The following is a 12,297-nucleotide window of genomic DNA, read 5'->3' as shown; positions in this document are numbered from 1 at the left end:
CTGTCAATGACAGCATTGATGTCATCAAAAAAAGCCGCAGCGCGCAACAAGCCTTTAACAGAATATAAAAGCAAAATAAGCGCATTTAATCAGAATAAAAAACCAATAAAAATCCCTTTTATCACTATAACCTTTTACCGAGAGTTGGGCCTGCCATAGCAGAAAAAACTCAGGACAAAACCCCCTCGGTTCGCCGTCGTGGAGAGGTTGCGGGCAGATCGTTGAATTTTTACGCTTTATATCATTATTCCCTATGCGCAGTTTGAGCTACGATTGATACAGGGTCTGCCGTTCGAGCAAGGTCCGTAATAACGAGGGTGCGCTGATGACTACTTCAACACATGATAAGGTCAAGGAAGATAAGCGTCTGAGCGATGGACCGGACTGGACGTTCGAGTTGCTGCAGGTGTATCTGGAGCACATCGATCGCGTAGCCAAACATTACAAGCTCGACACCTACCCACATCAGATCGAGGTCATCACCTCAGAGCAGATGATGGACGCCTATTCGAGCGTCGGCATGCCGATTAACTATACCCATTGGTCATTCGGCAAAAAGTTTATCGAAACCGAGCAGCGTTACAAACACGGGCAACAGGGCCTGGCTTATGAAATCGTTATCAACTCCAATCCCTGCATCGCCTATCTGATGGAAGAAAATACCATCACCATGCAGGCCCTGGTGATGGCGCACGCCTGCTATGGGCACAACTCCTTCTTCAAAAATAATTACCTGTTCCGCAGTTGGACCGACGCCAGTTCGATCGTCGACTACCTGCTGTTCGCCCGCCATTACATCAGCCATTGCGAAGAGCGCTATGGCGTTGAGGAAGTAGAAAAGCTGCTCGACTCCTGCCATGCGCTGATGAGCTACGGTGTGGACCGTTACAAACGGCCGCAGAAAATTTCGCTGGTCGAAGAAAAAGCGCGACAGAAAAGCCGTGAGGAGTACCTGCAAAGTCAGGTCAATACGCTGTGGAAAACCCTGCCACGGGTCGAACGCGAAGAGGCACCTGAACAGGCCCGCCGCTATCCGAGCGAACCTCAGGAAAACATTCTCTATTTTATGGAAAAAAATGCGCCACTGCTTGAGCCTTGGCAACGTGAGGTTCTGCGCATAGTGCGCAAAGTGAGCCAGTATTTTTATCCGCAGAAACAAACGCAGGTGATGAACGAAGGTTGGGCGACGTTCTGGCACTATACCATCCTCAATCACCTGTACGACGAAGGTCGGGTCACCGATCGTTTCATGCTGGAATTCTTGCACAGTCACACTAACGTGGTGTACCAACCGCCGTACAATAGCCCGTATTACAACGGCATCAACCCGTACGCACTGGGCTTTGCCATGTTCCAGGACATCAAGCGCATTTGCCAATCGCCGACGGAAGAGGATCGTTACTGGTTCCCGGATATCGCCGGTAAAGACTGGCTGGAAACCTTGCATTTCGCCATGCGCGACTTCAAGGATGAAAGCTTCATCAGCCAGTTCCTGTCACCCAAGATCATGCGTGATTTTCGGCTGTTCACCGTGCTGGACGACGATCGCAATAACTATCTGGAAATTGCGGCTATTCATGATGAAGCCGGTTACCGGGCGATTCGCCAAGAGCTGTCGGCGCAATATAACCTGAGCAACCATGAGCCGAACATTCAGATTTGGAATGTGGATTTACGCGGCGATCGTTCCTTGACGCTGCGCTACATCCCGCAAGATCGCGCGCCGCTCGACAAGAGCCGCCGCGAGGTGATGAAGCATCTGCATCGCCTGTGGGGCTTCGACATTATTCTGGAACAGCAGAACGAAGACGGTAGCGTCGAGTTGTTGGATCGTTGCCCGCCACGCCCGACACCGCTCTAAGTTCGCTTGATAACTCAGTGTCCATAATGACAAAGGGGCGCCACTTTCAAGTGGCGCCCCTTTTGCTTCATGCTGAAAACGTGATGAATTAACGGCGAGCTTCGGTCAGATCGCTCGGCATGGTGCCTTGCATGCTGTGCCAAATGGCACCGCTGTCTTTACCGTAGTTACGCACGCAGTCCATAACCTGATCGTGCGATTTCTCATGGCACAGAGTCGACAGCTTGCTGTAGAAGGCCAACGCCAGCTTGCGTGATTCCGGATTGGAGAAGTAGTAACGGCCAACGCGCGTATACAAGCCTTTCAGGCCGTTGAAGATCAAACCGTAAATCGGGTTGCCGGACGCAAACGCCAGACCGCGAAAAATCTCGTAATCCAGCAGGTTGAAGGCATCCGCCTGATCTTCCACTTGGCTGGCTTTCGCCAGCACTTCCTGAGCCTGCTCAGGATGATTGCGCACTGCGGCGCGAATAAAGATTGAGGCGATATTGGTGCGCACTGACAACAGATTGTCGATCAGTTGCGGGACGCTTTTATGATCGAGGCGCGCCAGAGTCTCAAGAATATTGAGGCCGGAGGTTTCCCAGAAATTGTTTACTTTGGTCGGTTTGCCATGCTGAATGGTCAGCCAGCCATCGCGGGCCAGGCGTTGTAAAACTTCACGTAACGTGGTGCGCGTGACACCAATCAGTTCTGAAAGCTCACGCTCCGCGGGCAAAATAGAGCCAGGGGGGAAGCGATTATTCCAGATACTCTCGATAATGTATTCTTCCGCGAAACCGGCAGGACTCTGCGCCTTTATGACCATGTTTTTGACGTTCCGTTGCGACGATAATCAGTAATAGTAATCGGCTGATCATACCAGATCGCTCCAGCATGACATAGCGTGAGCGAAAAACATTAAACGAAAGTGTGCATAAAGTGGCAAAAATTGTGCAAAAACACCGCTTCGGAGAAATTTCTCTTCGTAAAGCAAGGCCCTATTGCCTCCGCCCCGGCGGCATTGTTAGGGTAATATGCAACAACGTATTTTCAGGACATATCACGCAAAATGGAAACAACCTTACGCAGTGCCCTGGTGAAGAACTTTCTCGGGCATTCACCTGGCGGCTATAAATTGGCCATTATCGTTTTCTTATTGGTCAACCCGCTGGTTTTCTTCCTGGTCGATCCCTTTATCGCCGGTTGGCTGTTGGTGATCGAGTTTATCTTTACCCTGGCAATGGCACTGAAGTGTTATCCGCTGTTGCCGGGTGGCCTGCTGGCGATTGAAGCGGTGCTGATTGGCATGACCAGCCCCGCTCGCGTGAGCGAAGAAATTGCCCATAATCTGGATGTGCTGCTGCTGCTGATCTTTATGGTCGCAGGCATTTACTTTATGAAGCAGTTGCTGCTGTTCGTATTTACCAAACTGTTGCTCAACATCCGCTCGAAAATGCTGCTTTCGCTGGCGTTCTGCCTGGCCGCGGCGCTGCTGTCCGCCTTCCTGGATGCGTTGACGGTGGTCGCTGTGGTGATCAGCGTCGCCACAGGCTTTTACTCGATCTACCACAACGTGGCGTCTAACCGGTCAGACGGTCATAGCGATGTCGGTGACGACAGCGAACTGGCAAGTGACGAGCACAAGCAAACGCTGGAGCAGTTCCGCGCCTTCTTGCGCAGCTTGCTGATGCACGCCGGCGTTGGCACCGCGCTGGGCGGCGTAATGACCATGGTGGGGGAACCACAAAACCTGATTATCGCCAAAAGCGCCGGCTGGGGATTTACCGATTTCTTCCTGCGTATGGCGCCGGTTACCCTGCCGGTGATGGTTTGCGGCCTGCTGCTCTGCCTGTTGCTCGAACGCTTTGGCATTTTCGGCTATGGCGCCAAACTGCCGGAACGCGTACGTGAGGTACTGAAAGAGTTTGACCGTCAGGCCACCGCAGGACGCAGCAGACAAGAACAGGTCAAGCTGGCGGTGCAGGCGCTTATCGGCATTTGGCTGGTCATGGCGCTGGCCTTTCATCTGGCGGAGGTTGGCCTGATAGGCCTGTCGGTGATCATTCTCGCCACCTCCCTGTGCGGCGTAACCGACGAGCACGCTATCGGCAAGGCATTCCAGGAAGCGCTGCCCTTTACTGCCCTGCTAACGGTATTTTTCACCGTGGTCGCGGTGATCATCGAGCAGCACCTGTTCAGCCCCATCATCCAGTTTGTCCTGCAGGCGGAACCCTCTTCGCAGTTGGCGCTGTTTTATCTGTTTAACGGCCTGTTGTCGTCGGTCTCCGATAACGTGTTCGTCGGCACGGTTTATATCAATGAGGCGCGCGCCGCGTTCAACAGCGGAGCCATCTCCCTGAAGCAATTCGAGATGCTGGCAGTCGCCATTAACACCGGAACCAACCTGCCCTCGGTCGCCACGCCGAATGGCCAGGCGGCATTTTTGTTCCTGCTGACGTCCGCATTGGCGCCGCTGGTGCGTTTGTCCTATGGGCGAATGGTGTGGATGGCTTTGCCCTATACTGTGGTATTAACCCTCGTTGGGCTATTGTGCGTACAGTTTACTCTGGCGCCAATAACCGACCTGCTAACCCAGTGGCATTGGCTGACGTTGCCTTCAATCGAAGCCACTGCACATTAACAGTGCCCGCCCACTCTGTTGCCAGCGACTATTTTTGTGCTGAATCCGGCCCAGGTGGCTGGCAGCGGGGTTGAATTGGTTTACACTGCCGGTTCAATTGCTTACTGCATGGAAGAATAAATATATGTTGCAATTCTTTAACCGTTGCTCGCAGGGGCGCGGTGCTTGGCTGCTAATGGCCCTGACTGCGCTGGTGCTGGAATTAGTCGCGCTCTATTTTCAGCACGTAATGCTGCTGCAACCCTGTGTGATGTGCATTTATGAACGCTGCGCGCTGTTTGGCATTCTCGGCGCCTCATTGGTCGGTGCCATCGCGCCGAAAACGCCGCTGCGCTATGTCGCTATCCTGTTGTGGATTTACAGCGCCTGGGAAGGTGTACAACTGGCATGGAAACACACCATGATCCAACTGCACCCTTCGCCGTTCAATACCTGTGATTTCTTCGTCAGCTTCCCGTCCTGGCTGCCGCTGGATAAATGGCTACCGGCGGTGTTTCACGCTTCCGGTGACTGTTCGGTGCGCCAATGGCAGTTCCTGTCGCTGGAAATGCCGCAGTGGCTGGTGGGTATCTTCGCGGCCTACCTGCTCATCGCCATCGTCGTGCTGATCGCGCAGTTTGTCCGGCCGCGTCGCCGTGACCTGTTCGGCCGCTAAAATGCGGCATTAATGAAAACGGCGCCTCTGGGCGCCGTTTTACATGGGATTGCTTGTGATTTTCAGAGGTAACCCAACGTCAAGTATGCGTAAGGTAATAAACGAGCACTATCAATGCTCCAGCGACGGCAAACAGTCGTATCATTTTCATTATTGTACTCTCGGAACTTGGCGGGAGAGCGGTCAAACTACCTAATATCACAACGATAAAGAAGCATTCAGACGGGTTTTGGCGGGTAATTTACATAACATTAAGTTTGAAGGGCATAACGCGTTAATCGCAGAGGCAATGCATTTACCCAATCGCTTCCTGGCAGCCAGACACAAAGGGTGATGCTTTTGTATTCATCACGCTCATACAAAAAAACTCATCATAGTGATGCATTATTGCATCAATATTCTGATGAACTTCAGTCAAAAAATCCTTATAGTAACCGCATGTTGTATCACCGATTTCCCTGGTGTTGTTGTGTGTCTTGCCCCTCTCTTTGCAGGGGCTTTTTTCCTTACCTCGCCCAGCTTGGCTTGTTCAAAATGTGATCCTGCCAGTCCACCACTTCACTCTCACGCACCGCAATGTGTCGCACCGTAATACGTTCACCGTGCATAGCCGCCTTGGAGCCGCTTACCAGCGGGTGCCATGAAAACAACGGTTTTCCTTCGCCAATCAGGCGATACGCACAGGTAGGCGGCAGCCAGTCAAAGGTGGTCAGGTTTTCTCGCGTCAGTTTGATGCAATCTTCTTCCAGTTCGAAGCGACGCTCATAGTTGCGGCACTGGCACGACTTAATATTCAACTGATTGCAGGCTACGTTGGTGAAATAAATCTCGTCGGTATCTTCGTCGATCAGCTTATTCAGACAGCATTGCCCACAACCGTCGCACAACGATTCCCACTCTTGTTCTGACATTTCCGCCAGCGTTTTTTGTTGCCAAAAAGGGGTTTGTGACATATTCGCGTCCGGTATAGGTAAATGAATAGATAACCTGCGCACAGGTTTTGAGGGTGCACTATATAGATATTTCAGCCGAATGAAAAGGCTAAAAACACAATACAATCATAATGATAACGCAATTTTCGCTTAAAAAAAACGCTATTTAAAACAATGACGTCCAACTTTGGGCAACCGGAATATCAAGGTGTTGCCGATTTTATCTGGCGGGAAAACCGCCCCCTTTTCTCCATTATACGAACAAATTTCAGACCCATCACCTTTTTGGCTTCTGCCGTCTGGCGCTGTCAGCTACCCCTGCGTAATGCTCGGATTCTTCTCATAAAGCAGGTTATGCCGCCCGACCTGCGATAATGCTGCTATGTTTAATGTTCGCCTTTAGAACAGAGATAAGGAGCTAAACATGTTTGGAAAAGCAGAAAACAAGGTCAATGAAGCTGCCGGCGCTGTTCAGGAAGCCTTCGGTGAGGCGACAGATTCGCCGGAACACCAGGCCAAGGGTGCAGCCCGCAAGTACGCCTCTCAGGCCACCTATGCGGCTCGCGACGCGGCGGACACCGTGCGGACCCAGGTTGAGTCAAATCCGCTTGCCGGCGTCGCCATCGCCGCCGCGGTCGGTATCGTTTTCGGCTTCCTATTGGGCCGCAAGTAATCAGGTAACCGATGCGAAATACGGACAAACAAAAGGCCCTTTAAGGGCCTTTTTAGTTTTCTTTAGTCACGCGGTTAAATCACCCGGGTGCTCAGTGATTTGCCGTTAAGCGTAATTTTCAACATGTCGCCAGAACTCATCGGGCCGACGCCCTGGGGCGTGCCGGTAAGAATGATGTCGCCCGCGCGCAGTGTGAAGAAACGGCTCATATAGCTGATCAGCGGCAAGATTGGGGTAATCATATCGCGAGTGTTGCCCTGCTGACGCAGTTGGTCATTTACCGTCAACGACAGCTCGGCATTTTGCGGGTCGCCAAACTCCGCTACCGGAATAAAACCTGAGATCGGGCAAGAACCGTCAAAACCCTTGGCTTTTTCCCAGGGTTGCCCAGCCTTCTTGAAACCCGCCTGCAATTCGCGCAGCGTCAGATCGAGTGCCACGCCATAACCGGCGATAGCACGAGCTACGCGATCTTCATTCGCTTGCTTTAACGGCGTACCGATAAGCACGGCCAGTTCCACCTCATGGTGCACCGACCCAAACTCTTTGGGGATCGCCACCGGCTGGCGAATGTCGCACAGCGCTGTTTCAGGTTTGATAAACACTACCGGCTCTGCCGAGGCCGCACTGCCCATTTCCTTAATGTGATCGGCATAGTTACTGCCGACGCAAACCACCTTATTAACCGGGAAATCAAGTAGTGAACCCTGCCAGTCTCTATGTTGATACATACCGCCTCTCCCTACAATCATGTAGGGGCTTAGCATGCTAAGCCCGTTATTCCACGCTCTGGTGGGGTACCGTAGCGCTATTTTATTGTCCGATACCGTCAGCCATCATACCCACGGCAATCGCAAAATAGTAAGAGCGATTCCAGTGCATGATGGTTCGGAAATTATCATAAACCAGAAACGCGCGGCCCTGCATGTCATCCGGTGTGATAACCCAGCTTCGCAGGGTGGAGTGCGGAAGCGCTGAACCGTCAGGCCGCCGCACGCCCTGTTTTTGCCATTCGTTTACGCTGCGAGCCTGACGATCTTTCAACCCCAGGCTATCGGCGCCGAAGCCGGCCGGCAACCTCACTTCCCTACCCCAGCCGATACCCCGTTGCCAGCCCTCGCTCGCCAAATAGTTGGCGGTGGAAGCGAATACGTCGCCAGGATTGTTCCAGATATCGATGCGGCCATCGCCGTCGCCATCCGCCGCATAGTTCAGGAACGAGGTCGGCATGAACTGACATTGGCCCATCGCGCCGGCCCAAGACCCTTTTAGCTGGGAACTGCTGACATGCCCCTGCTCAAGGATCTGCAGCGCCGCCATCAGCTGTTGGCTAAAGAAGGCTTCACGCCGGCCTTCAAACGCCAGCGTGGCCAGAGCCGAAATGACATCTTCACGGCCCTGAATCTTGCCGAAGGCGCTTTCCATCCCCCACAACGCCACGATATAACGCCCGGGGACGCCGTAGTGAGCGGTAACGCGCAGCAGTTGCGGCCGATATTGCCGGGATAGCGTTCGACCTTGTTGGATTTTGGCGGCCGGCAGTGTGCGTTTAAGGTAATCGTCCAGCGTGATTTTCTTTTCCGGTTGATTACGATCGGCCTTTATAACACGGTCAACGAAATGTGCGTTGGCGAAGGCGTTGTCGATGGTTTTCTGACTGATCCCCTGTGCCAGCGCTTTGCCTTTCAACTGCTCGACATAGGCCGGAAATTGCGCCGGATCGCGACCGATTTCGGCCAATGTGCTCACAGCAGCAGTTGTCGACGCAGGCACGCTCGACGGAGCAACCTGAGCCGCCGTCTGTTGGCAGACGCCGCATCCCAGCGCCAGCAGGGTTGATGCCACTACTATCGCCGACAATTTCATCACAGGGCTCCTTAGCCGTTTTAGGGGGCTGACTTAGCCTGGCCCCTACGCGCCGGCGGTGATTATTTTTTGTCCTCTGACAAATGCCGGTTTAATAAATTTTCCACTGGCGGTGGGAATTGCAGATAAAACCCTTCTTCTTTCAAGGCTTCCTTCACTTTCTCAATATCCGCCGAAGCTAACTTTTCCCGGCCTTCGAGGGAAAGCACCATCGCCAATTGCGGCGTACCGAAACTTTTCATCAGATCTTCCGGCACTCGGGAGAAATCGTCTTTTTTTTCGACATAAAGATAAGTTTGATCCCGTTTTGGGCTTCTATAGATCACACAAAGCATTTTTTTAACTCTATTTAATTGGGGCAGCGTCTTGCCTGGATATAACTCTGACTATAACATGCTTATAGTACATCGGAATATCGCACCCCGATTGGTATTCCGGGGATTTAAAGTTGCTGAGACTGAGTCAGGATAGATGTCACAATCGCCAATTGAGCTAAAAGGCAGCAGTTTTACCCTATCGGTTGTTCATTTGCATAATTCGGAACCCGAGGTAATTCGTCAGGCGTTACTGGAAAAAGTGGAGCAAGCGCCCGCTTTTTTGAAAAACGCTCCTGTTGTTATCAACGTTGCAACGCTGAACGGCGATGCAAACTGGAAAGAACTTCAACAGGCTGTCACGGCTGCGGGTCTGCGCGTTGTTGGCATCAGCGGTTGCAGAGATGAGCGTCAGAAACGCGCTATAACCCGTGCCGGGCTGCCGTTACTGAACGAAGGCAAAGGCCAGAAAATGGCCGCCCCGGAACCGGCCCCTGCGCCAGCCCCGGTGGTGGATATCAACGCCCCTGCCAAGACGCGAATCATCAGTGCCCCTGTTCGTTCTGGCCAACAAATTTATGCCCGCAACTGCGATCTGATCGTGACCAGCAGCGTCAGCGCCGGGGCCGAATTAATTGCCGACGGCAATATTCACATTTACGGCATGATGCGCGGTCGTGCGCTGGCCGGTGCTTCAGGCGATACGCAGTGCCAGATTTTTTGCACGCACCTGGGTGCTGAGCTAGTCTCTATCGCAGGGCAATACTGGTTGAGCGACCAAATCCCGTCCGATTATCTCGGGCAGGCAGCACGGCTCAGCCTGTTGGATAACGCTTTAACCATACAACCTTTAAATTAAGCCCTTTTGACAAGGAATCCATTTCATGGCACGCATTATTGTTGTTACATCGGGTAAAGGGGGCGTTGGCAAGACCACTTCAAGCGCGGCCATCGCTACCGGCTTAGCCCAAAAAGGCAAGAAAACCGTCGTGATCGATTTCGATATCGGTCTGCGGAACCTTGACCTGATCATGGGCTGTGAACGCCGGGTGGTGTATGATTTCGTCAACGTGATCCAGGGTGACGCCACGCTGAATCAGGCGTTAATCAAAGACAAACGCACTGATAACCTTTATATCCTGCCGGCTTCGCAAACCCGCGACAAAGACGCACTGACCCGGGAAGGCGTTGAGAAAATCCTCAACGATCTGGGCGAGATGAATTTTGATTTCGTGGTCTGCGATTCCCCTGCTGGCATCGAAACCGGTGCGCTGATGGCGTTGTATTTCGCCGATGAAGCGGTGATCACCACTAACCCGGAAGTCTCATCGGTACGTGACTCTGACCGTATCCTGGGCATCCTGTCTTCCAAATCCCGTCGCGCTGAGAAAGGCGAAGCTCCTATCAAGGAGCACCTGTTGTTGACCCGTTACAACCCGGGCCGCGTCAGCCGTGGCGATATGCTAAGCATGGAGGACGTACTGGAAATTCTGCGCATTCCATTGGTCGGCGTTATTCCGGAAGACCAGTCCGTGCTGCGCGCCTCTAACCAGGGTGAGCCTGTAATTCTTGATATCGAGTCAGATGCCGGTAAGGCCTATGACGATACCGTTAGCCGCTTGTTAGGAGAAGAACGCCCCTTCCGCTTCATTGAAGAAGAGAAGAAGGGCTTCCTGAAACGCCTTTTTGGGGGATAAACCATGGCATTACTAGACTTCTTTCTGTCCCGCAAAAAACCGACAGCCAATATAGCCAAGGAACGGCTGCAAATTATCGTCGCAGAGCGTCGTCGTGGGGACAGCGAGCCCCACTATCTACCTGATTTAAAACGCGATATTCTGGCGGTGATTTGCAAATACATTCAAATCGACCCTGAAATGCTGCACGTGCAGTTTGAGCAGAAAGGGGATGATATTTCGGTACTTGAACTCAACGTGACATTACCGGAATCGGAAGAAGCAGCTAAATGATTGCGACGCATTAATTACCCCCTGTATATTTTTTGCAGGGGGTAACTGTATGCACATCCAGTTATTGAGATAAAAAACACCCATTAATCGTTTTTTTGCCTTTGGGATTAATCTCAATTAATGTTGCGCCGCAGTTGTTTAAAGTAAATCCTGTCGAAAAATATTTTCTTCGCTTATTTTTCACGAATAACCAGAGCAGCGTTTCCTTACCCTGCCCCGATTTTCCTACCTACCGATTAATAATTTTTCAGAATGTCCTGAAGTGGTGACGCTAATAAATCACCGCGCCAACCGCTGACTAATTCAGGCAGGCTATCGCCGCTTTTCAATTTCCAGTGCCAGTTCAGCAGTTGGTTAATCTGCCTGCGCGATGCCAGCAATTCACTGCTTAACCCGCTTTGTTCACTGACAATAACGATCGCCGCTTTGATATCCTTGAACACTTTCTTATAACCCGGCTGGTCGATCAGGTTGGACAACGGCGCCGGCAGTGCAGCCTCATCCAGCTCGCTGGCCTCGGCCACCAACGCCAGCAACGTCTTACCGTGATAACGAATTTCCGGGCCGCTCAGGCCAAGCGAATCCAATTCCCCCAGCGACGTTGGCATATAGCGCGCCACCTGCCAGAGATTTTCCTCGCGAACCACAAAGTTGACCGCCAAATCACGCTCACGCGCCTGGCGCAGCCGCCATTCCGCCAGCTTCTGCAAACAACCCAGTTGGCGCGGACGCAACTGCCAGGCGTTGGTGATTTCACGGTAGGCCAATTCCGGCGCCAGCGACTCGCTGCGGCGTTGACACAGCAGCAGACACTCATTGGCGGCGGCGGCGGTCCAACCGGCGTCTTCGGTCTCCTGCACCAGTTGTTTAGCCATCGGCAACAGGTAGAACACATCGGCCGCGGCGTATACGCACTGTTTTTCCGTCAGCGGGCGCGCCAGCCAATCGGTGCGGGATTCGCTTTTATCCAGATCTACCTGCATATACTCCGTCACCAGCGTCGCAAAACCGCAAGACAGCGGTCGGCCAGTGAAGGCTGCCAATATCTGGGTGTCGACCATCGGGGTCGGCAGCGTTTTGAACGCATTCAGGAACACCTCGAGGTCTTCACTGCCGGCGTGCAGGAATTTCACAATTTGGGTATCGCTCAGCAGATCGATAAACGGCTGCCATTGCTTGATCGGCAAGGGATCGATCAGGGAAAGTTGTTCACCGTCGTATAACTGAATCAGGCCTAACTGCGGATAATAGGTGCGCGTTCTGACAAATTCGGTGTCCAACGCAATCTGGGCATGGTTTCTCGCCTGCTCGCAGACCTGCTGCAATCCGGCATCGGTAGTGATCAACTGATAGTTCAAAACGTCATTCTCTTGGTCGTTTTCATGATTCAAACACAACAACGC

The 12,297-nt window shown here is 52.5% G+C and carries 13 protein-coding genes; 7 read left to right on the top strand and 6 right to left on the bottom strand.

Features of this window, described 5'->3' with window-relative positions; genetic code table 11:
- Positions 1 to 325 precede the first annotated feature (325 nt).
- Entirely contained in the window at positions 326 to 1,861 is a 1,536-nt protein-coding gene (locus V2S86_RS05630; protein WP_330761584.1) for a SpoVR family protein, read from the top strand.
- 88 nt (positions 1,862 to 1,949) lie between these two features.
- Here the strand turns inward: V2S86_RS05630 and fadR are convergent, their stop codons facing one another.
- On the bottom strand, positions 1,950 to 2,669 hold the full coding sequence (gene fadR / locus V2S86_RS05625; RefSeq protein WP_065506307.1) for a fatty acid metabolism transcriptional regulator FadR: 720 nt from the start codon (positions 2,667 to 2,669) through the stop codon (positions 1,950 to 1,952).
- 243 nt (positions 2,670 to 2,912) lie between these two features.
- On the opposite strand from fadR, the gene nhaB reads away from it, so the two are divergent.
- Together nhaB and dsbB are read left to right on the top strand one after the other, a co-directional pair.
- The gene (gene nhaB, locus V2S86_RS05620; protein WP_330761583.1) at positions 2,913 to 4,484 is read left to right on the top strand and encodes a sodium/proton antiporter NhaB; all 1,572 of its coding nucleotides are present in this window, start codon (positions 2,913 to 2,915) and stop codon (positions 4,482 to 4,484) included.
- 124 nt (positions 4,485 to 4,608) lie between these two features.
- On the top strand, positions 4,609 to 5,139 hold the full coding sequence (gene dsbB, locus V2S86_RS05615; protein WP_126483177.1) for a disulfide bond formation protein DsbB: 531 nt from the start codon (positions 4,609 to 4,611) through the stop codon (positions 5,137 to 5,139).
- Positions 5,140 to 5,645: 506 nt separating this feature from the next.
- Here dsbB and V2S86_RS05610 read toward each other — a convergent pair.
- Positions 5,646 to 6,092 carry a YcgN family cysteine cluster protein gene (locus tag V2S86_RS05610; RefSeq protein ID WP_065506309.1) on the bottom strand — a complete coding sequence of 149 codons (447 nt, stop codon included), beginning with the start codon at positions 6,090 to 6,092 and terminating at the stop codon, positions 5,646 to 5,648.
- 403 nt (positions 6,093 to 6,495) lie between these two features.
- On the opposite strand from V2S86_RS05610, the gene V2S86_RS05605 reads away from it, so the two are divergent.
- On the top strand, positions 6,496 to 6,744 hold the full coding sequence (locus V2S86_RS05605; RefSeq protein WP_330761582.1) for a CsbD family protein: 249 nt from the start codon (positions 6,496 to 6,498) through the stop codon (positions 6,742 to 6,744).
- 74 nt (positions 6,745 to 6,818) lie between these two features.
- On the opposite strand, the gene V2S86_RS05600 is transcribed toward V2S86_RS05605, so the two are convergent.
- From V2S86_RS05600 to V2S86_RS05590, 3 genes are all read right to left on the bottom strand, one after another.
- On the bottom strand, positions 6,819 to 7,475 hold the full coding sequence (locus V2S86_RS05600; RefSeq protein WP_004945462.1) for a fumarylacetoacetate hydrolase family protein: 657 nt from the start codon (positions 7,473 to 7,475) through the stop codon (positions 6,819 to 6,821).
- A gap of 82 nt (positions 7,476 to 7,557) precedes the next feature.
- A complete protein-coding gene (locus V2S86_RS05595; RefSeq protein ID WP_330763158.1) occupies positions 7,558 to 8,610 on the bottom strand; it encodes a lytic murein transglycosylase in 1,053 nt (350 codons plus the stop codon).
- Positions 8,611 to 8,672: 62 nt separating this feature from the next.
- Positions 8,673 to 8,945 (bottom strand): YcgL domain-containing protein, encoded by a 273-nt coding sequence (locus V2S86_RS05590; RefSeq protein WP_065506311.1) that lies wholly within the window; start codon positions 8,943 to 8,945, stop codon positions 8,673 to 8,675.
- A 136-nt stretch (positions 8,946 to 9,081) separates the two neighbouring features.
- Here V2S86_RS05590 and minC point away from each other — a divergent pair, with 136 nt between their 5' ends.
- Genes minC through minE form a run of 3 tightly spaced genes read left to right on the top strand, consistent with a single transcriptional unit; the run spans position 9,082 to position 10,894 of the window.
- Positions 9,082 to 9,783 (top strand): septum site-determining protein MinC, encoded by a 702-nt coding sequence (gene minC, locus V2S86_RS05585; RefSeq protein ID WP_212556303.1) that lies wholly within the window; start codon positions 9,082 to 9,084, stop codon positions 9,781 to 9,783.
- Between the two features lie 25 nt (positions 9,784 to 9,808).
- Positions 9,809 to 10,621 carry a septum site-determining protein MinD gene (minD, locus tag V2S86_RS05580; protein WP_013813311.1) on the top strand — a complete coding sequence of 271 codons (813 nt, stop codon included), beginning with the start codon at positions 9,809 to 9,811 and terminating at the stop codon, positions 10,619 to 10,621.
- 3 nt (positions 10,622 to 10,624) lie between these two features.
- Positions 10,625 to 10,894, top strand: coding sequence for a cell division topological specificity factor MinE (gene minE / locus V2S86_RS05575; protein ID WP_004945472.1), 270 nt, complete (start codon positions 10,625 to 10,627; stop codon positions 10,892 to 10,894).
- A gap of 236 nt (positions 10,895 to 11,130) precedes the next feature.
- On the opposite strand, the gene rnd is transcribed toward minE, so the two are convergent.
- Positions 11,131 to 12,252 carry a ribonuclease D gene (gene rnd, locus V2S86_RS05570; protein ID WP_330761581.1) on the bottom strand — a complete coding sequence of 374 codons (1,122 nt, stop codon included), beginning with the start codon at positions 12,250 to 12,252 and terminating at the stop codon, positions 11,131 to 11,133.
- Positions 12,253 to 12,297: the final 45 nt, after the last annotated feature.

It is taken from the genome of Serratia sp. C2(1), assembly GCF_036352655.1.
GTDB lineage: Bacteria > Pseudomonadota > Gammaproteobacteria > Enterobacterales > Enterobacteriaceae > Serratia > Serratia inhibens.
This window is presented reverse-complemented; position numbering and strand designations above follow the sequence as displayed.